The sequence below is a fragment of the Brachybacterium sp. Z12 genome (assembly GCF_014400405.1).
Lineage (GTDB): Bacteria > Actinomycetota > Actinomycetes > Actinomycetales > Dermabacteraceae > Brachybacterium.
Map to the genome: position 1 here is coordinate 3,298,580 of NZ_CP060496.1, position 23,643 is coordinate 3,322,222.

Here is a 23,643-nt window from a genome sequence, read left to right on the forward strand (position 1 = left end):
GCCAGTCCCGCGTCCGTCAGGACTTCAGCTGTCAGGCCTCCGGCGCGGACGCGACCCAGGCCTCGTACCCGCCCTCGAGATGACGCAGATGCCCTTCGCGTCCGCTCCAGGCGGAGCGCAGACGCTCGAGCGCCTTTGCGGAGCGCACCCCGCCTTGGCAGTACAGGACCACCTCTCCCCGCCGCCGACGCCGCCGGGCAGCGCCTCGGCGCCGCGCTCCATCAGCTCTCCGAGCGGCATGGTGAGGGCGCCGTCTATGGTGCCGACCGCGGTCTCCCACGGCTCACGCACGTCGATCACCGTGAGGCCGGTGGGCAGCAGGTGGCGCAGGGCGGGCGCATCCAGGGTCTCGTCGGCGGTCGGCCCGCCCACGCGGCAGGAGGGGTCCGCGGCGGCCGGCACCTCGACCCGCGTCGCCGGTGCCCGCTCAGGGTCACGCTCGATTCGCAGGGAACGGGTCGAGCTGGTGGCCTCGTCCCACAGCGCGAGGCGTCCGACGAGCGGCTCGCCCGTGCCGGTGACCAGCTGAATCACCTGGGACGCCATGATCGTGCCGATCATCCCGGGCAAGGTTCCCAGCACGCCGGCCTCGGCGCAGGAGGGGGCCTCACCGGGCGCCGGGGGCTCGGGGAACACGTCCCGGTAGTGTGCGCCGCGGCCGGGCCAGAACACGCTGACCTGGCCGTGGTGGCGCAGGATCGCTCCCCACACGACGGGCACGCCCGTGATCTCGCTGGCGTCAGCCACCAGATAGCGGGTCGCGAAGTTGTCGGCCCCGTCCAGGACCAGGTCGTAGGAGGCCACGAGATCCACGACGTTCTCGGCGGTCAGGCGCAGGCGGTGGTTCTCGACGGTCACGTCGGGGTTCAGGCGGCCGACGGCGGCGGCGGCCGAGTCGACCTTCGCTGTCCCGAGCCCGTCGGTGCCGTGGATGACCTGGCGGTGGAGGTTGGAGAGGTCCACGACGTCGTCGTCGACCACGCCGAGGGTGCCGATCCCGGCGCCCGCGAGGTACTGCAGGGCGGGGGTGCCCAGGCCGCCGGCGCCGACCACCAGGACGCGGGCGGCGCCCAGGCGGCGCTGGCCTAGCGTGCCGATCGCGGCGAGGGTGATCTGGCGGCGGTACCGGTGGATCTGCGCGGGGGTCAGCTCGGGGCCGGGCTCGACCAGCGGCGGGAGGGTCACCACGACTCGGCCTCCCGTCCGCTGCTGTCGCTCTGATCGACCGGTTCGATGAGCCCGTCGAAGGCGGAGGAGGCGCGCGCGAGGCGGCGCCGCGGGATCCGACCGGCGCCCGCGGCGGCGCGACCGGCGCGCACGGCGAGGTCCATCGCCCGCGCCATCGCTTCGGGGTCGCGGGCGCGGGTGACGGCGCTGGCCACGAGCACTGCGGAGCAGCCCAGCTCCATCGCGAGTGCGGCGTCGGAGGCGGTGCCGATGCCGGCGTCGAGCACCACGGGCACGGTCGCGCGCTCGCAGATCAGCTCGATGTTGTGCGGGTTCAAGATACCCAGGCCGGTGCCGATCGGGGAGCCCAGCGGCATCACCGCGGCGGCGCCCGCGTCCTCGAGTCGGCGGGCGAGGGCCGGGTCATCGCTCGTGTAGGGCAGCACGGTGAAGCCGCGGCGCACGAGCTCCTCGGTGGCCTCCAACAGCTCCACTCCGTCGGGCAGGAGCGTCTCCTCATCCGCGATGACCTCGAGCTTGATCCAGTTCGTCTCGAGGGCCTCGCGGGCGAGCTCGGCGGTCAGCAGCGCATCTCGGGCGCTGTAGCAGCCGGCGGTGTTCGGCAGCACGCGGATGCCGAGGCGGCGCACCATCGCGAACACGGAGCCGCGGGTCTGCGTCGAGAAGCGGCGCATGGCGACGGTGGTCAGCGCCGTGGACGAGGCGACTAAGGCGCGCTCGAGGGCGGCGAGGTCGGTCGCGCCGCCGGTGCCCATGATCAGGCGCGAGTCCAGAGTCTCCCCTGCGATGACCAGCGGATCCCTGGCGGCGTTCGTGGCAATCGTGGGGTCTGCGGTGGTGGTCATGGTCAGCCTCCCTGGACGGCGGTGACGATCTCGCAGCGCGCCCCGCCGGCGAGCGCCGTCGCTGCCCAGCGACTGCGGGGAACGACGGCATCGTCGATCGCGACGGCGACTCCGAGCGCTTCGCCGTCGACCGCGCGGCCGTCGTCGCCGATCTCCTGGCCGATCCGGTCGGCGACGAGGTCGCGCACGGTCCAGTCGGCGGGGACCGCGAGGTCCTCGGCGTTCACGGTGAGCGGGATGGTGCTGGTCATCGGGCCTCTTCCAGAGCAGGGACGGCGGACAGAGCAGTGCGGGCGGGGGGGCCGCCGCCGGTGCGGCCCGGGGTGAAGCGTTCGGGGCGCACGGCGTGCAGGTGTGCGACGGTCGCGCGGCTCGGAGGGACGCCGTCGATCAGGTCGGCGGTGCGCTGGGCCGCCCAGGCCGACAGCAGGATTCCGTGGCGGTGGTACCCGGTGGAGACGACCACATGCTCGGCGCCGGGGACGGGGCCGAGCAGCGGGAGGTCGTCGGGCGTGCCGGGGCGGTCGCGCGTGGTGACCTCGATCAGCTCGGTCTCGCGCACGGCGGGCAGGATCTCCGCGGCGTCCTGGAGGAGCTGCAGCACACCGCCCGCGGAGGTGCCTGCCAGATCGTCCTCGCGGCTGGTCGCGCGCCGAGGACGAGGGTGCGGTCGTCGCGCGGGACGAGGTAGACGGGACGGCCCCGGACGATCGCGCGCACCGTGCGGGTCACGAGGTTGTCCTCCCCGGCAGCAGCAGCGAGGGCGGTACGCGCAGTCGCAGGACGTCTCCGCGCACGGGCCGCAGGGCGAGCTCGAGGCGCCGGTGGGGGCCGTCGATCTCGGGGACCCCGAGGCCGGCGGCGAGCACGATGCGATCAGCGCCGGAGTCCTCGCAGCTGGTGATCGGCCCGAGGTGGATCTCGGCGGGCGGGCCGGCCATTCCGTCGACCCCGTCGCTCTCGAGCGCAGCGTGGGCGGCGGCCGCGAGCAGCCGCGGGTCGACCTGGTGGTCCCGCGTCAGGAGCACGCCGCCGGGGAGACCGCGCAGCAGGGCGCCCTCCTCGCGGCGCAGTGCCGCGCCCGTCAGCTCGCGCACCTCGGCGCCGGTGGAGCGCTGGACGGCCGCGAGGTCGTGGAGGGCGGCGAGGTCCGCGGTATCGCGGCCGACGACAAGCGTGGAGGCGTCGCGGTAACCGGCTCCAGGAAGCCGCGCGGCGAGCTCCCGGTGCAGATCGCCGGCCTCGCGCATGATGTCCCACAGCGGTCCCTGGCCATATTGGATCTCGGCGGCGGGCGCGAGCATTCCCGCGGCGGCGAAGGTCGTACCCTCAGCGATCCCCTCCGAGCGCAGCACAACGCGATGCCCGCGACGGCGCAGCTCAAGAGCGGTCAGCAGGCCGACGATGCCTGCCCCGATGACGACGACACGCTGCATGAGCGACTCCTCCTGACGGCGGCATGATCCGCATCCAGTGCTGGTGGTCGGCGCTGTACGCCCTCTCAGCCCGTCACATCGGGCTCCCACGGAACACCGCGAGTCTACGGCGTGCGTGGCCGCGTGGCAGGAACCAGCGGCCGCCGTGGGACGCTGCTGCCATGGACACCGCACTTTCGTCGGCCGCCTCGGCCGACGCCCGCGCGCTGGTCGGCTCCGGGGTGCTGGTGGGCCGCTCCACCCGTACCGCGCCCCGGTGGGCCCGGAGCTGCCGCGCGCCGCCGCGGACCGAGCAGGACTGGGGGCTGAGCAGCACCGAGGATCGAGCGGCCCTGAGGCTGCTCACCCGGGCTCACCCCGGCCGACCACCACGACCGTGGCGAGGGCGTGGAGGTCCTTCGCGTCGACCGCGCGGAACTCCAGCTCCGGGTCCTGCGCGCTGGGGTCGAGGGCCTCCATGGTGAGCACACCCTGGGCGGTCGCGTAGGCGCTGACCTGCTGGACGTCGCCGTCGGCCGTGCGCACCACCGTGAGCACGCTGAGAGCGCGCGTCTGTGCGAGGCGCTGCGCCAGCGGGTGGGAGGCCAGGGCGGAAGCCTGCACGTGCACCGGCTCCCCGCCGGTGGACTCGGTCCCCAGCGGGTCGATGAAGCCTGCCAGTCGTGCGCTCGCCTGCCCCGGTGCGAGGGCGGTGAAGCGGTGAATGCCCGCGGCGGTGACCTCCTCCTCGAGCACCCCGGTGGAGTGGGCGTAGTAGTGCAGGCGGTGCACCTGCGGGCCCTGTGCGGTCTGGACGGTGCGCTCCGCGGTGGTGAACCGCTCCGCGGTGCGGCGCAGCACCAGGCAGCCAGCGATCTCGGGCACCGCCCGCCAGCGCTGCGCACCGGTGTCCTCCTCGGTGTGCAGCTGCACCTGCTCGGCCGCGATCAGGCCGCGCAGCGCCACACCGGCGACGAGGCGTCGCTGTTCAGGATGCTCCTCGAGCCACGGCTCGGCGATGAACTGGCGCCGCGCGTAGCCGTCCAGCGCCGAGATCTGCTCATCGGTCAGCGCGACCACCAGCTGCGCCTCCCCTGCCCCGGCGTGGTCGAGCAGCTCTGCCGCGGCGGTGAGGTCCGCGGGAGTGTACTGAAGCGGCACCTCCGGATCGCTGCCACCGATTCCGGCCGGAAGGTCCAGCACCTCGCCGGGAGCCAGCGCGGAATTCGCGGGTTCGGGCGCCGCCGGTGGCTGCGCTTGCGGACCCTGCGCTGACCCTCGTACGGCCGGGACGGGCTGGTTGGCTGGGGGGGAGCTCATCCCGCGACACTATCGGGCAGCGCCTCCGCACACCGGACACAGGCACCGCACCGTCCTGGCCCCAACACCCGTCCCCGGCGAGCGGACGGGCTCGCCGGCTCGAGGCTGTGCAGCCCACCGCTATCGTGATCGCATGCGAATCCTCGTCATCTCCGACCCGCTGGAATCGGGACGCCAGATCCACTCTGACGGCGGGTCCTTCCTTCGGGCGGTGATCACCGAGCACTCCGTTCTGGGCCCGGTCACGTTGTCGACACCGGCTGAGGACGAGGTGGCGGATGAACTTCGCGACCTCAGCTCCCAAGAGACCGCCGCGGTCATCTTCGAGACCAATTCCCTGCGCCATCCCGACAGCATCGTGGCACGGGCCGTTGACGACTGCACCGAACAGCTGTCCCAGTACCTGCAGGATGGCGGCGGCATCCTGGTGCTGCACCAGTTCGTGCGGGACCGTCCGGTGCTCGAGCTGTCCACCGACACGGTGACCTTCACCGAGCATCACGGGCAGGTGCTCCCCCTCGCCGTGGACACACCTCGCAGCGTGCTGGAGGTGCCGCATCGGGTGGATGAACGCTCGAAGCCCCCGGCCGGGAGCAGCTCGCAGCTGGGTGAGCTGGTCTCCTGGCTCGCCCTCGATGCGGAGCAGCTCGCCGGGAGCGAGGTGGTGCTGCGTTCCGCCCAGGGCTCGCCGCTGCTCAGCGTCTCCTCGGCCGAGGTCTCCGGGCGACTCGCGGTCTCGGCGCTGCCGCTGGACTGGCACCGGTGGCGCGATCTGCTGGCCAATGCCGTGCGGTACGTCGCCCTCGGCGACCCGCAGGTCATCGTGTGGGGCGGGACCGATCAGTACGAGCCGACGATCGAGCGGGCCCTCGCCTCCGGCACCGCGGTGCGTGCCCGCCAGCACCCACCCACGCAGCTGGAGAGACTGTCGCCGGCGCCGGTGCTTCACATCGACAGCGACGGCGCGCAGCAGATGCCGCGCGGGGTGCGGCGCACCGCGCTGCGTCGGGGCGCGACCGTGCTCAGCCCCACTGCGCGCGCGCAGCATACGGCCGGCGGCACGGTGGGGTACGCCGTCACCGTCGGCTCCGCGAGCTATCGGTATGCCCAGGCTGCCCTGTCCACCCTCGCCACCTCGGACGGGGAGCTCACCGCGGCGCATGATCCGTACCTGCTGCGCAACATCACCGTCGCCTCCGAGTACTTCGCGCGGCACCACTGGCCCCCGCAGGTGCGCCGCCGGCCCAGCCAGGACCAGAAGCTCATCACCGCGACAGCACGGTCCATCCAGTTCGAGAAGATGACGACGACGTCGGCGCTCGTCTCCCTGCAGACCCACTACTTGCTGCGCCCCACGGATCCTGCGATCGGCAATCTGGTGCGGAAGATCCAGCACTATGAGGGAGGGTCCAACGGGGGCCTGTATGCCGATGCGACCGAGGTCCTGACCGGCGGTCTGGAGGCGATCACCTGGCTGCGCCGGGTCAGCCGGCAGCCGATCTCCTCCATCGCGACGCTGTCCCGGGTCGCCGACTGGATCGCCTATCTCGATGCGCGCGAGCGACTGCTCCCGGCCGCCGAGGCCGAGGACGCCCGAGAGATCGCAGCGCTGGTCCTCGCGCAGTTCACCGCACTGCTCGAGGAGCGGTCGGCGATCGAGCACTTCTCCCATGAGGCCCGGGCCAACCTGGTGCTCGGGCTGTGCTCGCTCCGCGGACTCGGGTGCCAGGAGGCCGCCGACCTCATCCATCAGCTCGTGCCGGAGCTGGAGCTCTGGCTGGGTGAGCAGCGCGAGACGCTGCACGTCAGTGCCAGGATGCGGGTGCTCCATGCGCTGGCTCGCGCCGAGGATGTCAGCCCGTCGGGGGCTCACGGGATCCAGGCGCTGGAGCTGGTCAGCTCCCCATCGAGCGCGAGATCGCCGCCGAGAGCGGGGCCGGGGAATCCCTCGCCGCTCGGAACAAGCGTCTCGTCGAACAGATCGACAGCCTCGAAGAGTCGGCCCGGAACCGACGCGCGCCCTATCGCCTCGGGGTGGCCTGCGCCGTGCTCCTCGCCGTCGCGGTACCGGCGATGCTCGCCGTCTTCGCGGCGAGGGAGCTGGGTGGCAGCGACTACTCCGACCTGCTCATCCCGGCCCTGATCGGCTGTGTCCTCCTGCTGCTGGGACTGCTGACGGCGTTCCAGCGGTTCGGCCTGATCCCCTGGCGGAGCGATAGTGCGATCGGCCGCGCGATCAACGATCTCCGGCAGCGGTTCTGGCCGACGTCCTCGCCATAAGCATGGCCGGACGCGCTGGCGACCGCGTCCGCGGCGATGACACGATGGCTCCATGCCGCGACTTCTCCCCGATCCCGCCTACTTCGCCTCCCTGCCCAAGGTCATCAGCTCGGGCGCGGTGATCCTGCGCGACGAGCACGGTCGGATCGTGATCGAGAAGCCCAACTACCGCGATCACTGGCTCCTGCCCGGAGGCGGGGTCGATGCCGGTGAGAACGCACGCGAGTGCGCCCGCCGCGAGGTGTGGGAGGAGCTCGGCATCGAGGTCGAGGTGGGGCGGATGCTGACCGCCGACTGGCTGCCCTCCAGCGCGGTGCGAAGCAGCCCGATGGGAGTGCACTTCCTGTTCGATGCCGGGGTCGTCCCCGCGCGCGGCTCGAGGCGGAGGTCGTACCGCAGGCCTCCGAGCTCGATGACTGGGCGCTGATCGAGGAGTCCGAGATCGATCTGCTGGGCCCCTGGGGTGCAGCGCGCGCCCGCCGGGCCCTGGCCGTGCTGCGCGGCGACGTCGAGGTGGATCTGGTGTCCTGGCCCCTCACCTGAACAAGGCCTCCGCGAAACGCAACACATCTGAGACCTTCGACTTTTTCTCACAGTGACCAGGAGGGGGCGAGCGGAGGGTCGACCCACCCCTTCAGAGCAGGTGCGGTGTGATCCAGGCCTCAGGCAGGGCGCGGCTTGTGCGGCATGCTGTGCCCACCCCATCCCCGTCGTCGGAGCTGAGAATGAGTCACCAGACCACCTCCTCGCCGCTGTCGCCCACCCCGGTCGACCGGCCGCTGACCAGGTCACAGCGCCTGGACCGCCTGCCCTTCACCCGCAAGCACGGCAAGATACTCGGCGCCTCCGGCATCGGCTGGGCGCTGGACGCGATGGACGTCGGCCTGATCTCCTTCGTGATCGCCGCGCTGAGCGTCCATTGGGAGCTGAGCAAGGCCGACGGCTCCCTCATCGCCTCCGCCGGTTTCGCGGGCATGGCGATCGGCGCGAGCGTGGGCGGCCTGCTCGCCGACCGCATCGGCCGCCGCTCCGTCTTCGCCCTCACCCTGCTCGTCTACGGCCTCGCCACCGGCGCCTCGGCGCTCGCAATGGGCGTCGGCGCATTGATCGTGCTGCGCTTCATCGTGGGCCTGGGCCTCGGCGCAGAGCTCCCCGTCGCCTCCACGCTGATGAGCGAGTTCGCCCCCGCCCGCATCCGCGGCCGAGTGATCGTGTGGCTCGAGGCGTTCTGGGCGCTGGGCTGGATACTCGCCGCCGTGATCGGCACCTTCGTGGCCGCCTCGGGGCCGACGGGATGGCGCTGGGCCCTCGCGATCGGCCTGGTCCCCGCCGTCTACTCGCTCGTGATCCGGCTGGGGGTGCCCGAGTCCGTGCGCTTCCTGGAGCAGAAGGGCCGCCACGAGGAGGCGGAGAAGGTGGTGCGGGAGCTCGAATCGGCCGCCGGCATCGACGCCCCCAAGCCGAGGCCGCACCGGACGAAGAGGCACTGGTCGAGGAGACGCCGGTCGAGGAGGCGCAGCCCGGAGCGGACCGGGTCGCAGCCGATGAGATCGGGGCGATCCCCATCGCTGACCAGGTACGCAGCGATGCGGGGATCTGGTCGAAGGCGCTGCGCCGACGCACCGCGGGCCTGTGGGCCGTGTGGTTCTGCATCAACCTGTCCTACTACGGGGCGTTCATCTGGATCCCGACCCTGCTGGTGGACCGCGGCTTCACCCTCACCCAGTCCTTCGCCTTCACGTTGATCATCACCCTCGCGCAGATCCCCGGTTACGCCGTGGCGGCCTGGTTGATCGAGGTACTCGGGCGGCGCTGGACGCTGACCCTCTTCCTCGCCGGCTCCGCGCTCGCGGCGACCGGCTACGGCCTCGCCGATTCGGAGGCGACGATCATCGCCGCCGGCTGCGCGTTGAGCTTCTTCAACCTCGGAGCCTGGGGCGCGCTGTACGCGATCGGCCCCGAGCTGTACCCCACCGCGGTGCGCGGCACAGGCACGGGAGCGGCCGCCGCCTTCGGACGGATCGCCTCGATGCTCGCGCCCTTCCTGGTGCCGCTGCTGGTGGTGACCGGTGGGCAGGTGCTGGCCTTCGCGGTGTTCGCGATCGCCTTCGGCCTGGCCGCCGCGGCCGCCTTCACCCTGCCCCGAGCAGCGCGGCAAGGCACTCGCGGAGTAGCCGGGCCCCGGGCTCCGGTTCATGTGCGGAAAAGCTCCGTCACGTGCCGAAAAGTACCGTTGCGCTGGAACCTTTCGGCGTACGGCGGGGGAATGAGCCCCGCTATGCGCCTCGACCGTTGCGCAGTTGGCGTTCTGAGAGTTCAGAGCGCCAACTGCGCAGCGGTCAACGGGGTGGCCGACGGGGCGACGGCCGACGGGCCGACGGGGCGACGGCCGGCGGGACGGACGACCCTCAGGCCTGCTCGAGGGACCCGTCGTAGGCGCAGATCGCGTCGACCTTCTCGGCGGAGGCCGAGGTGGGATCGAACTCGAGGTCCAGCCACACCTTGACCAGCTCCTTGGCGAGCTCGAGCCCGATGACCCGCTCACCCATGGTCAGCACCTGCGCGTTGTTCGAGAGCACGGAGCGCTGCACGGAGTACAGGTCGTGGGCGGTGACGGCGCGGACGCCGGAGACCTTGTTCGCCGCGATCGCGACGCCCAGGCCGGTGCCGCAGATCAGCAGCGCACGATCCGCCTCGCCGGCAGCGACCTTCTCCGCCGCCTCGACCGCGATGTTCGGGTAGAAGGTGCCGTCCTCACGGCCGGTCACGCCGACGTCGATGACCTCGTCGACACGGGGGTCGTTCTCCAGCAGCTCCTTCAGCGCGCTCTTGTGGCCGTAGCCGGCATTGTCGGATCCGGTGACGATCTTCCAGCCCATGGGGATGCTCCTTCGTTCGGTGGTTTCGTTCGGTGGTCTCGGAGCGGGCCCTGGTGGACCCGCGTCTCGTGGGAGGGTGCCGGTCCCGCCCCCATCACAACGCCCCGGGGTGGGGCAGTGTTCCGGGGCGGGCCCGGCGGTGGTCAGGTTCTCAGTCGGAGAGCTTCTCGCCCAGCAGGGTGACGATCCGCGAGAAGGAGATCGCGCCGGGGTCCGGGGTGCCCACGGACTTGTCGCCGTGGTTCCGGGCGCGGCCCTTGCTGGCGGAGATATCGGCGGTGGCCGCAGCGGCCTCGGTCGCGCGCTCCGCCGCGGCGGCGATGACCTGCGCCCGGGCCTCCTCGGAGTCGGAGCGGGCCAGTGCGATCGCCTCGCGGAAGGGCACCGCGGCGTCGATCATGGTCTTGTCGCCCGGCACTGCGCCGCCCAGCCGCTCGACAGCCTCGACCGCCTGCACCAGCCCGGTGAGGAGCTGCTCGGCGGTCACGCCCTCGTCATCGTTGAAGGCACTGCCGAGGCTGGTCAGGGCCGCGCCCCAGAGAGCGCCGGAGGTGCCTCCGGCCTCGGCGGACCAGGCGGCGCCGGCCTGGACCAGCACGGTGCGGGCGCCGCAGCCGCCCTCGACGGTCCGACGGGCCGCGGCGTGCGCGGCGGTGGAGCCGAGGACCATGCCCTGGCCGTGGTCGCCGTCGCCCGCGATCGCGTCCAGCTGGCCGAGCTCGGTCTCGAGCTCGAGCAGCAGCGCCTCGATGTCGCCGAGGACGCCGGCGATCCGCTGGGCGGAGGCCTGCGACTCCGTGCCGGCGGCGGGGATCGGGTCCTCGCCCGGGGTGTAGATCTCGCCGCGCTCCTCGCCCAGGTCGCCGGGCACGGTGCCGCCGCGGCGGAACGCCGGGGAGTCGGCGGGTGCCAGCCAGAGCTGCTCGAGCTCCTCGTCCAGGCGCACCACCGTCAGCGAGAGTCCGGCCATGTCCAGGCTGGTCACGTGCTCGCCGACCTCGGGGCGCACGATCGTCAGGCCCGCTTCGGTCAGGAGCTGCGAGGCGTGCTTCCACACCACGAACATCTCCTCGTACTTCACGGTGCCCAGGCCGTTGAGCACCACCGCGACCCGGTCGGAGGCCAGCTCCGGGATCTCCTTCAGGACGCCGTCCACCAGGACCTTCGCGAGCTCCTTCGCCGAGGGCATCGGCTGCTCGTCGATGCCGGGCTCGCCGTGGATGCCCAGGCCGATGGCCATCTTCCCCTCGGGGACGTGGAAGAGGGCGTCCTCGGCTCCGGGGAGGGTGCAGCCGTCGAAGGCGACGCCGAGGGTACGGGTGGCGTCGTTCGCCTTCCAGGCCAGGCGCTCGGCCTCGTCGAGGTCGGCGCCGGCCTGGATCGCGGCGCCGGCGATCTTGAACACCGGCAGGTCACCGGCGATGCCGCGGCGGTCGCGGTGCTCGCCCGTCTGCCCGGAGGCGATGTCGTCGCTGACGGCGACGATGCGCACGTCGATCCCTTCGGCGCGGAGCTTCTCGGCGGCGACGCCGAAGTGGAGCACGTCGCCGGCGTAGTGGCCGAAGCCGAGGATCACGCCGCCGCCGTTCTCGGCGTTGCGGGCCACCGAGTAGACCTGGTCGGCCGACGGGGAGGAGAAGATGTTGCCGCAGGGCGCACCGTGGGCGAAGCCGGGGCCCACCCAGCCGGCGAAGGCCGGGTAGTGGCCGGAGCCGCCGCCGACCACGAGGGCCGGCTGACCGGCGGGGGTGGCCTGCTTGCGCACCACTCCGCCGTGCACGCGCAGCAGCTCCTCGGGGTGGGCCGCCACCAGTCCTTCCACGGCATCGGCGGGGAAGGTCTTCGGGTCGTCGAACAGGTAGGTCACGGCTCTCTCTTCTCTGGCGGTCGGGATGAGGACGGTCAGGCGGCGGTGTAGCCGCCGTCGATGGACAGGATCGATCCGGTCACGAAGCTGCTGGCATCCGCGGCGAGGTACACCGCGGCGCCGGCGAGCTCCTCCGGCTCCCCGGGCGACCCATCGGGGTCATGAGGTTCCACTGGTCGATCTGGGCGCCGCCCTCTTCGTAGAAGCCACGGGTCAGCTCGGTGCGCATGTAGCCGGGGGCGATCGCGTTGACGCGCACGCCGCGGTCCGCCCACTCGAGCGCGGCGCTGCGGGTGAGGTTGTGGACGGCGGCCTTGGAGGCGTTGTAGGAGGCCTGGGTCTGGGGGATGTTGGCGATGATGCCGCTCATGGAGCCGGTGTTGATGATGCTGCCCCGGCCCCGCTCGAGCATACGGCGGCCCACGGCGGAGAGCACGTGGTAGACGCCGTCGAGGTTCAGGTTCATCACCGCGCGCCACTTCTCGGCGTCGCCGTCCTCGAGGGGGTGGTGGATGGTGCGGCCGGCGTTGTTCAGCAAGATCTCGATCCCGCCGAACTCCTCGTCGACCTCGGCGACGACCCGCTCCACCATCTCCTGGTCGGTGACGTCGAGGTGGCGGTAGGCGGTGCGCACGCCGGTGTCGGCCGCGAGCTGCTCGGCGGCCTGCTGGCCGTTCTCGTCGTCGATGTCGGCCAGCACGATGGGGGCGCCGTGCTCGGCCAGCGCCCGGGCCATCGCGAGGCCCAGGCCCTTGGCGCCGCCGGTGACCAGTGCGGTGCGGCCGGTGAGGTCGAAGAGGGGCGAGATGCTCTGTGCCATGGAGGGTTCCTTCGGTGGGTCGGTGGGGACGGACAGGGGCCCCGGAGCCGGCGGTGCGGCCGGCTCCGGGGCGGGCGCTCAGGCCTCGACGACGATCTTCTTCTTGCCGAGGCGGGGCTGCTCGACCTTCAGCGCGAAGGTCATCAGGAAGGCGAGGGCGTAGAGGGCGACGAAGGCCCAGACCACGCCCACGTTCCCACCCCAGGGGCGGACCACGGCGACCACGGCGGAGCCGAGGAAGGTCGCGCCGCCGGCGGCGGTGGTGTACATGGCCATCGCGGCGCCCTTGTGGTTCGGTGCCAGCGCGGGCATGATCGCGCCCAGCGGCACGAAGCCGGCCAGCAGGATGCCGAAGACGGTGCCGGCGATGACGGAGACGACGAAGCCCCAGTCGGATCCGGCGGGGACCCAGTGCGGCACGTACCACCACAGCAGCAGGCCGACGGCGGAGCCGACGATGCCGAACCAGCGCACCGTCGTGGTCCAGCCGATCCGGTCGCCGAGGGCGCCGAAGGCGGCGTTGAACAGGATGTTGCCGGCGAAGACGATCGAGGTCATCAGCAGCCACCGGGACTGGCCCCAGCCGAGGGTCTCGGCGATCACGGTGGGCAGGATGATGAACATGCCGAACTGCGGGGCGGTGTTGATCAGGCGGGTCAGGAAGCCCATCATCACCTTCTTGTTCTTCAGCGACAGCACCACGCCGGAGAAGATGACCTGCGAGCTGGTCTCACCCTCGGGAGCGAGCCGGCGGTCGCCGTGCTCCTCGCGCACGCAGAGGTACGCGATCAGGAAGCCGGCCACCACGATCGCGGTGGAGGCGACCATGGCCCAGCGCTCACCGAAGAGCCCGCCGCCGAAGGCGGGGATCATCCCGATCGCGACCAGCGAGCCGATGGTGGGCATGCCACCGGTGAACATGACGTAGAACCAGCCGACCGCTGCCCCCGCGCGCTCCTTCGGGGAGACCGCGTTGACCCACACCAGGAAGGCGAAGGCGAACAGCGGGAAGCCGAAGCCGCGGAACATGTAGGTCAGGAAGATCAGCGCCACAGACTCCGTGGCCAGGGCGCCGACGAACGCCGCCTGGAACACCACCCACACGATGACGCCCAGCAGCATCACCCTGCGCGGGCCCCACAGGTCGGACAGGGCGCCTGCGAGGTAGGAGCCGATGAGCGTGGCCAGGGAGTAGAAGGTGATGACGGTGGCGGCGAGGTTGATCATCTCGTCGCCGCCGCCGAACACTTCGGCCATGTGCGGGGAGATGAAGTTGGTCTCCACGCCGTTGCCGGTCATGAAGACGAGAACGCCGAGGAAGCCCCAGCGCAGGATGTGGGGGATGCCGAGGCGGTCCAGGAAGGTCTCCTGGGCGGAGCCGGGGGCGGGGACGGCGGGGCTGCCGGCGGTCGCGGGCGATGCGGAGCTCATGCGGGCACTCCTGTGTGCGGAGGGGAGGACGGCACGAGACGGCCGACGGCGCGGGGCGGCGTCGGCCGTCTCGGGTGGGATCAGAGTCCGGGGAGGATGGAGACCTTGACGGAGGCGCCGGCGGAGTCGGCGACCGAGTCGAGGGCCTTCTGGAAGTCCGCGAGGGCGAACTGGTGGGTGCAGATCTCGTCGAGCGGGAGGTCGCCCTTCTCGATGATCTTGATGGCGGCGGGCCAGGTGTGGGGGCCGAGGTGCGCGCCGCGCACGTCGAGCTCCTTGTCGTCGGAGATGATCGACCAGTCCACCGAGACGTTCTCCTTGAACACGGAGTACTCGACGAAGGTTCCGAGCTTGCGCAGCAGGTTCAGGCCCTGCGGGACAGCGCTCGGGTGGCCGGTGCACTCGATGTAGACGTCCGCGCCGTATCCGCCGGTCAGTGCGCGGATCTCCTCGTAGATGTCGACCTTCGAGGGGTTCATGGTGAGGTCGGCGCCGCACTTCTTGGCGAGCTCGAGCTTGTCGTCGTCGAAGTCGAGCGCGATGACCAGCTTGGGGTTCTTGTGGGCGGCGCCGATGATCGCACCGAGGCCGATCGGGCCGGCGCCGGCGACGACGACGACGTCGTCGAACTTCAGCTCGGCGCGCTCGACGGCGTGCAGCGAGCAGGACAGCGGCTCGGCATAGGCGGCGTGCTGCGGGGCGATGTCCTTGGAGATGCGGTGGGCGCGGGCCAGCGAGGGCACGATCATGTAGTCGGCCATGCCGCCGTTGTACTGCTTGAACCCGAACATGTCGTGCGGATCGCACATCCAGTACCAGCCACGCTGGCAGTACATGCACTCGCCGCACGGGACGATCTGCTCGACGACGATGCGGTCGCCCACGGAGACGCCATGGTGGGCCAGGGCCTCCTCGGAGCCGGAGACGACCTCGCCGGTGATCTCGTGGCCGGGGATGATGCCGGGCTCGACCCAGCGATCGCGGTTCTCGTCGCCCCAGAACTTGGCGGCGCCGGCGTAGGCCTTCAGGTCGCTCGCGCAGACGCCGACGGCCTCCACCTTGATCAGCAGCTCATCAGCGGCGGGGGCGGGCACGGGGCGCTCCTCGAGGCGGTAGTCCTCGGGGGCATGCATGACGACTGCCTGCATGGTCTGCGGGATCGCGGTCATCTCGACACATCTCCTTCGATACGTTCCGGGGCGGGCCCGGCTGGGCGGATCGCACGACGCCGGCGCCAGGGGGCGCGTCATCGACACCCCCGCGGGGCGCCCTCAGGGCCGTCCTCTCACCCTATCGACTCTAAGCATCGGCGCGAACATTCGTCAAGCACAAATGTTCCGTGGTGGAGCGTGACGAAGCTCGAGCGCCGACGTCAGGGCATCGACGCTGGTGGGAGCGCCAGACGGGCGACGGCCGTGAACTCCGTCTCAACGGGTTCAGGCCGGCAGATCGATCCCGGCCTCGGCGAGCACGGCCTCGGCCGTGGGCACATCGGTGATCAGCGAGGTGAACAGTCCCGCCTTCGCCCCGGCACGGATGGACGGCGCCTTCTCGCGCCCCGCCGCGAGGGCGATCGTGGTGGGGATCGCGCGCAGCATCTCGAGCGGCAGCCGCACCAGGAACTCCGAGCCTGGGAAGGTGCGGGTGGCGCCCTCGTCATCGAAGAAGTGCAGGCAGATGTCCCCGGCGGCGCCTTCCAGGGCGGGCTCGTGGCGGGGGACGACGGAGGTCAGGGTGGTGCGACCGTTGTAGGGGCCGCCGATGCCGAGCACGGCGGCGCGGGCACCGTCCCACAGGTCCACGACGGAGCGGAAGCCGGGGTCCGCCTGCAGCGAGGCCCAGAGGGTGGGGCTGGTCTGCGCGGGCGCGAAGATGAAGCGGGGCTCTGCGCCGGTGCGGTCGGCGAACTGCCGGACGATCTCGTTGGTCTGGAAGGCGGGATCCGGCTCCTGCTGGCCGCCGCCGGTGGGGACGATGAGCGCTCCGGGCATCCGCGGCATGCCGCCCATGCTCGCCACCGAGTGGACCGTCTCGCCCGAGGCGAGCAGCACGACCTCTCCCGCCCGGATCGCGAGACCTCGCAGCTCCTCGCTCAGCAGGCTGCCGAGGCCTCGGTGCTCGCGCTGGACCTGGTCCCCGGGTGCGATCCGCACCGACTCGATGCCCAGCAGGTCGCGCAGCTGCGAGGAGAGCTCCCCGAGGTCGACCGTGGGAACGTCGAGCACCTCGAAGCGCACCATGCCGATCCGTCGCGCTTCGGCGAGAAGCTTGCTGACGGAGGGGCGCGAGACCCCGAGGCGGTCCGCGATCTCCGCCTGCCGCTGACCGTCGACGTAGTAGGCGGACGCGGCGCGATGCAGCAGATGCATATCCATCGACGTCTCGAGCATTGCGTCCCTCCTGTGCTGATGGCCGAACCATGGGCCATGGCTCGGTCGCGGCACGGAACAGGCACCGCCGCCGTCCAGGGGGCTGCGCAGTGCCATCGTCGCCACGCTGGAACAATAGTTCCGCACGTTTGTCTCGAAAGCAACCGGGTACGGTCCGCTGCCGCACCCCGGCGGCCCCCAGCGGCGCCCCCAGCCTTCCGATGGCAGGATGGCTCGGTGCGTTCCCATCGGCCTCCCCAGGCGCCGGGACGCGAAGCGTACCGGAACGGGAGACGAGGCGAGGGATGACTGCTCGAGCGAGTGCGGTCCTCGGGGTCGACGTCGGCACCTCGAGCACCAAGGGCGTGCTGGTCGCCCTCGACGGGACGATCCTGCGCACCGCCGTGCGCGAGCATTCGGTGGCCCGCCCCGCCCCCGGCCAGGTGGAGATGGACGCCGAGGTGTGGTGGGACGAGTTCGTCTCGATCGCCCAAGAGCTCACCGCCGTGCAGGACGCCGAGGTCACCGCCGTCGGAGTCTCGGGGATGGGCCCCTGCGTGGTCCTCACCGACGAGGAGGGGACACCTGTGCGGCCGGCGATCCTGTACGGCGTGGACTCCCGGGCCGAGGAGCAGATCCGGCGCCTGACCCACGTGCTGGGGCAGGAGGCGATCGTCGCCCACTGCGGGGCGGTGCTGACCTCGCAGTCCGCGGGGCCGAAGATCTCCTGGGTCGCCGAGCACGAGCCGGAGACCTACTCCCGCGCCCGCCGCCTGTTCATGCCCGCGTCCTACCTGGCGTTCCGCCTCACCGGGCAGTACGTGATGGACCACGTCAGCGCGAGCCAGACAGCTCCGCTGTACTGCCTGCGCGACCAGGAGTGGCACTCCCCGGAGCTCCGCACGGCGCCCCCGGCATCGAGTGGTCCCAGCACATCGCCCCCGGCATCGAGCTCCCGCAGCTGCGCTGGGCGGGAGAGGCCGCAGGGACCGTCGGCCCCCGCGTCGCCGCGCAGGTGCCGGGCATGCCCGCCGGGATCCCGGTGATCAGCGGGACGATCGACGCCTGGGCGGAGGCGGTCAGCGCCGATGCCACCCGGCCGGGCGACCTGATGCTGATGTACGGCACCACCACGTTCCTGGTGGCCACCACGTCGGAGCCGATCGTCAGCCGCACGATGTGGCCCACCTCGGGCGTCACCCCGGCTCGTACACCCTGGCGGGCGGCATGGCCGCCTCCGGAGCCATCACCGGGTGGCTGCGGGACCTCACCGGCGAACCGGATTTCACGGCGCTGCTCGAGGAGGCGGTGCAGAGCGCACCGGGCGCGGGAGGCCTGGTGATGCTCCCCTACTTCGCCGGCGAGCGCTCCCCATCGCCGACCCCTCGGCCCGCGGGGTGATCGCCGGGCTCACCCTCTCCCACACCCGCGGAGATCTCTACCGCGCGGCGCTCGAGGCGGCTGCGTACGGGGTGCGCCACCATCTGGAGACGCTCGAGGCCGCGGGCCTGTCCCTGGACCGGGTGGTCGCCGTGGGCGGCGGAGCCCAGCACGACCTCTGGCCGCAGATCGTCTCCGACGTCACGGGCCTGACCCAGGAGATCCCGGTGCGCACCGTGGCGCCTCCTACGGCGGGGCGATGCTGGCCGCGCAGCTCGCGCACGGCGTCGACACCTCCGACTGGAACCGTGCCGACCACCGCTGCGCCCCCGACCCGGCGCGGCGCGAGCGGTACGACGAGCTCTACGCCCTCTACCGTGAGCTCTACCCGGCCACGAGCGACATCACCCACGCCCTCGCCCGCCTGCAGCAGGGCTGAACCGCAGGGCTGAATCGCGATGCGGCGGGCACCGGCTCTCCGATGCCCGCCGCGACGTGGGGTCACTGCTCGAGCTTGGGCTGGATCTCCTTGGTGTAGATCCCCTCGAGGGTCTCCTTGAGGCCGTCCATCGCCTCCTGGACATCGCCCTCGGTGGTGACGATGGAGGCGATCGCCTCGGCCATCTCCTGGTCCGCGCCGGGCAGGAAGACACGGGCGAAGTCCTGGGGCTTGGTCGCGTCCAGCTGGTCGACGGCGATCTGGATCTGCGGGGTCTCCGCGGTGAGCTCGGTGAGGTCCGCGCTCTTGCGGACCGGCATGTAGCCGGTCGCGGCCGAGAACGCCACGGTGCTCTCGGGGCGGCCCATGAACTCCAGGAGCATGGCTCCGGCGAGCTGCTCCTCCTTGCTGGCGGCGGCGGGGATGCCGAGGCCCGCACCACCGGTGGGGCAGACGGGACCGTCGACGCTGCCGCCGGGCAGGAAGCCCACGCCGACGTCGAAGGTCGAGGACTCGAGCACGCCCACCAGGGAGCCGGTCGAGGCGATGGTCGAGGAGCACACGCCGGCGGCGAAGGTGTCGGCCGAGTCGCTCGAGGCGACCTGGGCCCAGCCCTTGGAGAACACCGAGTCCTGGACCCACTGCATCGCCTCGACGGCTGCCGGCTCGGCGCAGGTGATGGACCATTCGTCGGACCAGGCGGCACCGTGGCCCCACAGCACGTTCTGCAGGGTCCAGCCCGCGTACCCGGCCAGATCGGGGTACATGTACGCAGTCTCGCCCTGGGTGAGCTTCGGGGCCCACTCCTCGAACTCCTCCCAGGTCTCGGGTGCGCGGTCGGGCAGCCCGGCCTCGGCGAAGTGGTCCTTGTTGTAGTAGAACAGCGGCGTGGAGCGGCCGTAGGGCAACGCCCACTGCTGATCCTCGTACTGGTAGTCCTGGACGAGCGAGTCGCGGTAGTCGGCCAGGTCGATCCCTAGCTGCTCGACGAGGGTGTCGATCGGGATGATGTTGCCGTTGAGGAAGTAGCGGAACCACCACACGTCCGAGAGCACCACCACGGCGGGGAGCCCGGAGTTGGCGGCCTGCGCGGTCTGGAACCGCTGAGCGATCTCCTCGTAGTTCGAGCCGGCGGTCACGTGGTTGACCTTGATGCCGGTCTCCTCGGTGAAGGCGGCCAGCAGCTCGGCCTCGACCTCCTGGGAGCCACCGGGATGGCTGGTCCAGAAGTCGATCTCGGTCGCGGGCTCGACGTCCGCGAAGTCGAGGTCGAGGTCCTCGTCGCCTCCGCCGCCGCCCTCGCCGCCGACCTCAGGGCCGCCGCAGGCGGCGAGCCCCAGAGCGCCGGCACCGGCGACGCCGAGGCCCAGCAGGGAGCGTCGACTGAATCCACGGGGAAGGTGAAGTGAACTGGTCATGGGACATGATCCTTTCGTGGTGGTGGGGCGGACGCGGGCGCGTCAGCCGGTCACGCTGCCTTGGGTGAGGCCGGAGACGATGTGCCGCTGCAGCATCGCGAAGACGATCAGGACCGGGGCGATCACCAGGACCGTGCCGGCCATGAGGATGCCCCAGCCGGAGCCGGTGTTGCCCTCGGAGTTCTGCAGGGCGGTCAGGCCCACGGGGAGGGTCATCCGGCTGGCCTCCGAGGTGATGATCAGGGGCCAGATGTAGTCGTTCCACTCGGTGACGATGGTGACCAGGGCGACCGTCGCGACCGTCGGGACCGAGATCGGCACCACGACGGACCACAGGGTCCGCAGGTGGCCGGCGCCGTCCAGCTCGGCCGCCTCGAGCATCGCGGTGGGCACGGTGAGGAAGTACTGGCGCAGCAGGAACGTACCGAAGGCGGTGCCGAGCCCGGGCAGGATGATGCCCCAGTAGGTGTTCACGCCGCCGAGCCCGGCGATCAGCACGTAGTTGGGCAGGATCGAGACCTGCGGCGGCACCATCAGCGCCACCAGGATCAGCACGAAGATGACCCGCTTGAAGGGGAAGCGCACGAACACCAGCGCATAGGCGGTGAAGATCGCCAGCAGCACCTTGATGCTCGCGCCGATGCTGGTGACGATGACCGAGTTCAGGAAGAATCGCGGGATCGGCACCGAGTTCCAGGCGGCCTCGTAGTTCGCCAGCGAGGGGCTCTCGGGCAGGATCACGAGGTCGGTGGAGAGGATCTCGTTCGGCGCCTTGAAGGAGCTGATCATCATCCACAGCAGCGGCAGCACCATCACCAGGGTCGCCAGGATCAGCGGCAGGTAGCCGCCGGTGAGGGTGGAGACCAGGTTCGCTCGGGTGAACGGGCCGTTCTTGCGGGCCTTGGGGCCCGGCCGGGCCTCGGCGCCCTGCGGGGGCGAGGACGGGTGGGGGTGCTCATGAGTAGTGCACCTTCCGCTCGACGAACAGGATCTGGGCGACGGTCATCACGATCAGGATCACGAACAGCAGCACCGAGATCGTGGCCGAATACCCGGCCCGGGAGTATCCGCCGAAGGCCTGCAGGTAGGACTCGAAGATCATGGTGTTGGTGCCGCGCCCTGTCGGGGTCATGATCCGCAGCAGGTCGAAGGCCTGCAGGCTGTTCAGGGTGGTGGTGATCAGCAGGAAGAACGTGGTGGGCGACAGCAGCGGGATCGAGATGCTGAAGAAGCGGCGCACCGCGCCCGCGCCGTCGAGCTGGGCGGCCTGCATGACGTCCTGCGAGAGCGACTGCAGCCCGCCGAGGTACACGATCGCGCAGTAGCCCAGGTTCTTCCAGACGTACACGATGATCACCATGACCAGCGACATGTTCGGATCGAGGAACCACTGCGGGCTGCCCAGGCCGAACTGGCGCAGGATCCATCCCAGCGCCCCGAAGTTCGGGTCGAAGATGAACAGCCATACCAGGCCCACGCCCACGCCGGAGAGCACATAGGGCGCGAAGACGGCGGAACGGGCGAGGGTGCGGCCGGGGATGTCGATGTTCAATGCGAGCGCGATCAGCAGCCCCAGCACCATCGCTCCGCCCACGGTGAGCAGGGTGAAGATGGCGGTGATGCGCAGGCTCGTCAGGCCCGCATCGGAGGTGAAGAACTCGATGTAGTTGTCCAGGCCGATGAAGGTCGCGGTGCGCGAGCCGAGGGTCCAGTCGAGCATCGAGTACTGGATGTTCAGGAACAGCGGCCGGTAGGTGAACATCGCGATCAGCACCAGGTTCGGTGCGGCGAAGGCGAGGAACACCAGGGCGTCACGTCGGGCGCGTCGGGTCATCCGGCGGCGTCGCACCGGCGGACGGTCCGGCGAGGCCCCGGCACGGCCGGGGGCATCCGGAATCGGTGCCTGCGGGGCATCTGTGCCCGGGACCCGACTCGGGGATTCGGTCATGGATAGCTCATTCGGTCAGGGGCTGGATGAGACCCGACGGCCTCGGTGCCGACGGCTACGCCCATTATGGGCATGCGTTGAGCTCCCGGGCCGCGTTTTGCCCGGGCTCGTGCTGTCTGCGGCCCGCCGGGGTCCCGCGTACGGTGGGCCCAGGACCGACGAGGCGCTCGTCGGCCGTCTTCATCCGATGGAACCGGAGGCTCCCATGCACGCCGAACGCATCACCGACTCGATCTGCGGTCACGCCGAAGGACCGCACTGGTCCGACACCTGGGGCGGGCTGCGCTGGGTGGACATGCTCGCCGGTGACGTCATGCAGCTCGACGCCGCCGGCGCGGTCACCGCCATGTCAGGGAAGCTCGCCATCGACGGCCCCGGCGGCTCCGTCACGCGCATCCCCACCCCGAGCTCGGTGGTGGCGTGCGTGCGCCCGTCCTCGAGCGGGGGCGCCGTGCTCGCGCTCGAGAAGGGGTTCGCCCTCGAGGACGCCGACGGCACGATCGACCTGCTGCCGCCGCTGTGGGACGAGGACGTACGGATGAACGAGGGGGCGATCGCCCCGGATGGCTCGTTCCTGTGCGGCACGATGGGCTACGGAGCACCCCGCGGCGCGGCCTCGATGTGGCGGCTGCGTCCTGACGGCACCACCACGCGCGAGTTCGGGGACCTGACGATCTCCAACGGCCTCGCGTTCACCGCCGACGGCACCCGTGCCTACTACGTCGACACCCCCACCGGGCGGGTGGACATATTCGACTGGTCCGACGAGGACGGCCTCGTCGGCCGCCGCCCCTTCACCGATCTCAGCGGCGAGGACGGCAGCCCTGACGGGCTCTGCCTCGATGCCGAGGGCAGGGTGTGGGTGGCGATGCACTCGGGCCACCAGGTGCTCGGCCTCGACGAGCAGGGCGCGGTCGCCGAGCGCATCGCAGTCGATGCGCGGCAGGTCACCGCCTGCACCTTCGGCGGGGAGGACCGCTCCACACTGTTCATCACCACCAGCCGCGAGAACCTGGCCGACGGCGAGGACCCGGCAGCGGGCTCCCTGTTCGCCGTGCGCCCCGGAGTGCGCGGACCGGAAGCGGAGCTGCTCTTCGGCGGCTGAGCGCGCCGGGCCCGACGGCGGCCCTCGCGCCCCTGACGTAGAGGATGAGCTGCGACGCGGCCCTCACCACGACACCGCAGCCCGGCGACGGGCCCGGGCAGTGCTCCCGGCCGCGCTCCCGCACCCCGAGCGCTCGCGCACCACAGCTGCTGCGCGCGCCAAGAGCCCTGATCGCGTGAGCACCAGACAGCGGGAGCGAAGGGGCTATCCGTCGCAATCGCATTCTGCAAGCGTGGCCAGGACATTTGACACGAACCTCACCTCCCTATTACGTTTTTATAACACTGACCGAGGGAGGCAATGCCGCATCCACACATCGAAGTGAACTCATAAGTGAAATAGCCCGACGGAAGGAACGTCGTGAGGACCACTATGTCAACGCGTGCTGTCGCAGGTCTGGCCGGCACACTCCTCGCAGTCACTCTCATGCCGCTCAGCGGCGCACTGGCCGCCGGGCCGGCCCCGGCGCCCCGGCCGAGCAGACGACACGACAGAACGGCGACATCGAGCCCGCGTGCTCGGGCTGCGGCTACGGGGTGACAGCCACCGAAGTCAGCAGGACGCGAGTGAATGGCGAGCACGTCAGAGACCTCTCCACGAACTGGGCCCCGGCATCCAATTACACCTGGGGCGAGACCGAGACCGTCTCCGCGACGATCTCCGCTGATGTCGGCGTCACCGCGAGCGGCGCAGCCGGACAGCTGGGAGTCACGGGATCCACCTCGCGCGCCTTCTCGGTGCAGACAGAGATTCCGGCGAACTCCGACACGTCATCGAAACTGGCACTCAAGGCGGATTACCACAAGATCTACACGCGATTCGACAGGAAAGCCCAGGGAATAACCGTAAGCACTGAGTACGGATATGTATATGCCCCGATCGAGGGCACACCGGAGATCTACGTCCGTTACAAGTGAGGCTCGGGCACCGGGCCGCCCG

23 protein-coding genes, 3 pseudogenes and 1 riboswitch are annotated in these 23,643 nt (G+C 71.0%); of the genes and pseudogenes, 10 read left to right on the forward strand and 16 right to left on the reverse strand.

Features of this window, described 5'->3' with window-relative positions:
• Positions 1–31: 31 nt before the first annotated feature.
• From H3H54_RS19255 to H3H54_RS17360, 7 genes and pseudogenes are all read right to left on the reverse strand, one after another.
• Positions 32–280, reverse strand: coding sequence for a rhodanese-like domain-containing protein (locus H3H54_RS19255; RefSeq protein ID WP_316249237.1), 249 nt, complete (start codon positions 278–280; stop codon positions 32–34).
• Between the two features lie 203 nt (positions 281–483).
• Positions 484–1,188 (reverse strand): annotated as a pseudogene (locus tag H3H54_RS19260) (HesA/MoeB/ThiF family protein); the annotation flags it as partial.
• On the reverse strand, positions 1,182–2,033 hold the full coding sequence (locus H3H54_RS17340) for a thiazole synthase (RefSeq protein ID WP_262424833.1): 852 nt from the start codon (positions 2,031–2,033) through the stop codon (positions 1,182–1,184). The gene H3H54_RS17340 and the pseudogene H3H54_RS19260, both read right to left, overlap by 7 nt.
• Before the next feature lie 2 nt (positions 2,034–2,035).
• Positions 2,036–2,284 carry a sulfur carrier protein ThiS gene (gene thiS, locus H3H54_RS17345; protein WP_262424834.1) on the reverse strand — a complete coding sequence of 83 codons (249 nt, stop codon included), beginning with the start codon at positions 2,282–2,284 and terminating at the stop codon, positions 2,036–2,038.
• Positions 2,281–2,661 carry an FAD-dependent oxidoreductase gene (locus tag H3H54_RS17350; RefSeq protein ID WP_395963803.1) on the reverse strand — a complete coding sequence of 127 codons (381 nt, stop codon included), beginning with the start codon at positions 2,659–2,661 and terminating at the stop codon, positions 2,281–2,283. Before H3H54_RS17350 ends, thiS begins: the two co-directional genes overlap by 4 nt.
• 100 nt (positions 2,662–2,761) lie before the next feature.
• Positions 2,762–3,469 carry an FAD-binding oxidoreductase gene (locus H3H54_RS17355; RefSeq protein ID WP_262424836.1) on the reverse strand — a complete coding sequence of 236 codons (708 nt, stop codon included), beginning with the start codon at positions 3,467–3,469 and terminating at the stop codon, positions 2,762–2,764.
• Positions 3,463–3,569, reverse strand: a riboswitch (TPP riboswitch). It overlaps the preceding gene by 7 nt.
• Positions 3,570–3,811: 242 nt before the next feature.
• Positions 3,812–4,609 carry a hypothetical protein gene (locus H3H54_RS17360; protein ID WP_262424837.1) on the reverse strand — a complete coding sequence of 266 codons (798 nt, stop codon included), beginning with the start codon at positions 4,607–4,609 and terminating at the stop codon, positions 3,812–3,814.
• A 292-nt stretch (positions 4,610–4,901) separates the two neighbouring features.
• Here H3H54_RS17360 and H3H54_RS17365 point away from each other — a divergent pair, with 292 nt between their 5' ends.
• The 4 genes from H3H54_RS17365 (at position 4,902) to H3H54_RS19815 (ending at position 9,554) form a co-directional block, all read left to right on the forward strand.
• Entirely contained in the window at positions 4,902–6,911 is a 2,010-nt protein-coding gene (locus tag H3H54_RS17365; protein ID WP_262424838.1) for a hypothetical protein, read from the forward strand.
• Positions 6,912–7,100: 189 nt separating this feature from the next.
• Complete coding sequence (locus tag H3H54_RS17370) at positions 7,101–7,475, forward strand: NUDIX domain-containing protein (protein WP_262424839.1); 375 nt, start codon at positions 7,101–7,103, stop codon at positions 7,473–7,475.
• A 298-nt stretch (positions 7,476–7,773) separates the two neighbouring features.
• Positions 7,774–8,793, forward strand: a complete 1,020-nt coding sequence (locus tag H3H54_RS17375; RefSeq protein ID WP_395963030.1) for an MFS transporter — start codon at positions 7,774–7,776, stop codon at positions 8,791–8,793.
• Positions 8,688–9,554: an MFS transporter gene (locus H3H54_RS19815; protein ID WP_395963032.1), complete on the forward strand. Its 867-nt coding sequence runs from the start codon at positions 8,688–8,690 to the stop codon at positions 9,552–9,554. The genes H3H54_RS17375 and H3H54_RS19815 overlap by 106 nt, the downstream gene beginning before the upstream one ends.
• Here H3H54_RS19815 and H3H54_RS17380 read toward each other — a convergent pair.
• From H3H54_RS17380 to H3H54_RS17405, 6 genes and pseudogenes are all read right to left on the reverse strand, one after another.
• Complete coding sequence (locus H3H54_RS17380; protein ID WP_262424840.1) at positions 9,457–9,927, reverse strand: ribose-5-phosphate isomerase; 471 nt, start codon at positions 9,925–9,927, stop codon at positions 9,457–9,459. The two genes, H3H54_RS19815 and H3H54_RS17380, sit on opposite strands and share 98 nt — an antisense overlap.
• 151 nt (positions 9,928–10,078) lie before the next feature.
• Complete coding sequence (locus H3H54_RS17385; protein WP_262424841.1) at positions 10,079–11,794, reverse strand: dihydroxyacetone kinase family protein; 1,716 nt, start codon at positions 11,792–11,794, stop codon at positions 10,079–10,081.
• 35 nt (positions 11,795–11,829) lie between these two features.
• A pseudogene (locus H3H54_RS17390) lies at positions 11,830–12,614 on the reverse strand (SDR family oxidoreductase).
• Positions 12,615–12,692: 78 nt separating this feature from the next.
• A complete protein-coding gene (locus H3H54_RS17395; RefSeq protein ID WP_262424842.1) occupies positions 12,693–14,045 on the reverse strand; it encodes an RbtT/DalT/CsbX family MFS transporter in 1,353 nt (450 codons plus the stop codon).
• A gap of 80 nt (positions 14,046–14,125) precedes the next feature.
• Positions 14,126–15,214 carry a zinc-binding dehydrogenase gene (locus H3H54_RS17400; RefSeq protein ID WP_262424843.1) on the reverse strand — a complete coding sequence of 363 codons (1,089 nt, stop codon included), beginning with the start codon at positions 15,212–15,214 and terminating at the stop codon, positions 14,126–14,128.
• Between the two features lie 267 nt (positions 15,215–15,481).
• Positions 15,482–16,435, reverse strand: coding sequence for a sugar-binding transcriptional regulator (locus H3H54_RS17405; protein ID WP_262424844.1), 954 nt, complete (start codon positions 16,433–16,435; stop codon positions 15,482–15,484).
• A 284-nt stretch (positions 16,436–16,719) separates the two neighbouring features.
• Between H3H54_RS17405 and H3H54_RS17410 the strand changes: the two genes are divergently transcribed.
• The 4 genes and pseudogenes from H3H54_RS17410 (at position 16,720) to H3H54_RS17420 (ending at position 18,233) form a co-directional block, all read left to right on the forward strand.
• Positions 16,720–17,460, forward strand: a complete 741-nt coding sequence (locus tag H3H54_RS17410; RefSeq protein ID WP_262424845.1) for an FGGY family carbohydrate kinase — start codon at positions 16,720–16,722, stop codon at positions 17,458–17,460.
• Positions 17,461–17,641: 181 nt separating this feature from the next.
• Positions 17,642–17,815 carry a hypothetical protein gene (locus H3H54_RS19270; RefSeq protein ID WP_316249078.1) on the forward strand — a complete coding sequence of 58 codons (174 nt, stop codon included), beginning with the start codon at positions 17,642–17,644 and terminating at the stop codon, positions 17,813–17,815.
• A pseudogene (locus H3H54_RS19275) lies at positions 17,812–17,979 on the forward strand (FGGY-family carbohydrate kinase); the annotation flags it as partial. The gene H3H54_RS19270 and the pseudogene H3H54_RS19275, both read left to right, overlap by 4 nt.
• Before the next feature lie 74 nt (positions 17,980–18,053).
• Positions 18,054–18,233 carry a hypothetical protein gene (locus H3H54_RS17420; protein ID WP_262426551.1) on the forward strand — a complete coding sequence of 60 codons (180 nt, stop codon included), beginning with the start codon at positions 18,054–18,056 and terminating at the stop codon, positions 18,231–18,233.
• Positions 18,234–18,295: 62 nt separating this feature from the next.
• Here the strand turns inward: H3H54_RS17420 and H3H54_RS17425 are convergent, their stop codons facing one another.
• The 3 genes from H3H54_RS17425 to H3H54_RS17435 form a co-directional block, all read right to left on the reverse strand.
• Positions 18,296–19,651 carry an ABC transporter substrate-binding protein gene (locus tag H3H54_RS17425; protein ID WP_262424846.1) on the reverse strand — a complete coding sequence of 452 codons (1,356 nt, stop codon included), beginning with the start codon at positions 19,649–19,651 and terminating at the stop codon, positions 18,296–18,298.
• A 42-nt stretch (positions 19,652–19,693) separates the two neighbouring features.
• Entirely contained in the window at positions 19,694–20,518 is an 825-nt protein-coding gene (locus H3H54_RS17430) for a carbohydrate ABC transporter permease (RefSeq protein WP_262426527.1), read from the reverse strand.
• An 88-nt stretch (positions 20,519–20,606) separates the two neighbouring features.
• Entirely contained in the window at positions 20,607–21,599 is a 993-nt protein-coding gene (locus H3H54_RS17435; RefSeq protein WP_262424847.1) for a carbohydrate ABC transporter permease, read from the reverse strand.
• 205 nt (positions 21,600–21,804) lie between these two features.
• On the opposite strand from H3H54_RS17435, the gene H3H54_RS17440 reads away from it, so the two are divergent.
• Both H3H54_RS17440 and H3H54_RS17445 read left to right on the forward strand, forming a co-directional pair.
• Positions 21,805–22,704 carry an SMP-30/gluconolactonase/LRE family protein gene (locus H3H54_RS17440; RefSeq protein WP_262424848.1) on the forward strand — a complete coding sequence of 300 codons (900 nt, stop codon included), beginning with the start codon at positions 21,805–21,807 and terminating at the stop codon, positions 22,702–22,704.
• Between the two features lie 536 nt (positions 22,705–23,240).
• On the forward strand, positions 23,241–23,621 hold the full coding sequence (locus H3H54_RS17445; RefSeq protein ID WP_262424849.1) for a hypothetical protein: 381 nt from the start codon (positions 23,241–23,243) through the stop codon (positions 23,619–23,621).
• The last annotated feature ends 22 nt before the right edge of the window (positions 23,622–23,643 follow it).

What these genes read in the sequence shown, in the direction of transcription:
- H3H54_RS17395 (WP_262424842.1), bottom strand. Translation starts at nt 14,045, where the DNA reads ATGAGCTCCGCATCGCCCGCGACCGCCGGCAGCCCCGCCGTCCCCGCC.
- H3H54_RS17420 (WP_262426551.1), top strand. Translation starts at nt 18,054, where the DNA reads ATGCTGGCCGCGCAGCTCGCGCACGGCGTCGACACCTCCGACTGGAAC.
- H3H54_RS19270 (WP_316249078.1), top strand. Translation starts at nt 17,642, where the DNA reads ATGGCCGCCTCCGGAGCCATCACCGGGTGGCTGCGGGACCTCACCGGC.
- H3H54_RS17435 (WP_262424847.1), bottom strand. Translation starts at nt 21,599, where the DNA reads ATGACCGAATCCCCGAGTCGGGTCCCGGGCACAGATGCCCCGCAGGCA.
- H3H54_RS17370 (WP_262424839.1), top strand. Translation starts at nt 7,101, where the DNA reads ATGCCGCGACTTCTCCCCGATCCCGCCTACTTCGCCTCCCTGCCCAAG.
- H3H54_RS17410 (WP_262424845.1), top strand. Translation starts at nt 16,720, where the DNA reads ATGACTGCTCGAGCGAGTGCGGTCCTCGGGGTCGACGTCGGCACCTCG.
- H3H54_RS17400 (WP_262424843.1), bottom strand. Translation starts at nt 15,214, where the DNA reads ATGACCGCGATCCCGCAGACCATGCAGGCAGTCGTCATGCATGCCCCC.
- H3H54_RS17355 (WP_262424836.1), bottom strand. Translation starts at nt 3,469, where the DNA reads ATGCAGCGTGTCGTCGTCATCGGGGCAGGCATCGTCGGCCTGCTGACC.
- H3H54_RS17425 (WP_262424846.1), bottom strand. Translation starts at nt 19,651, where the DNA reads ATGACCAGTTCACTTCACCTTCCCCGTGGATTCAGTCGACGCTCCCTG.
- H3H54_RS17405 (WP_262424844.1), bottom strand. Translation starts at nt 16,435, where the DNA reads ATGCTCGAGACGTCGATGGATATGCATCTGCTGCATCGCGCCGCGTCC.
- H3H54_RS17365 (WP_262424838.1), top strand. Translation starts at nt 4,902, where the DNA reads ATGCGAATCCTCGTCATCTCCGACCCGCTGGAATCGGGACGCCAGATC.
- H3H54_RS17440 (WP_262424848.1), top strand. Translation starts at nt 21,805, where the DNA reads ATGCACGCCGAACGCATCACCGACTCGATCTGCGGTCACGCCGAAGGA.
- thiS (WP_262424834.1), bottom strand. Translation starts at nt 2,284, where the DNA reads ATGACCAGCACCATCCCGCTCACCGTGAACGCCGAGGACCTCGCGGTC.
- H3H54_RS17375 (WP_395963030.1), top strand. Translation starts at nt 7,774, where the DNA reads ATGAGTCACCAGACCACCTCCTCGCCGCTGTCGCCCACCCCGGTCGAC.
- H3H54_RS17380 (WP_262424840.1), bottom strand. Translation starts at nt 9,927, where the DNA reads ATGGGCTGGAAGATCGTCACCGGATCCGACAATGCCGGCTACGGCCAC.
- H3H54_RS17340 (WP_262424833.1), bottom strand. Translation starts at nt 2,033, where the DNA reads ATGACCACCACCGCAGACCCCACGATTGCCACGAACGCCGCCAGGGAT.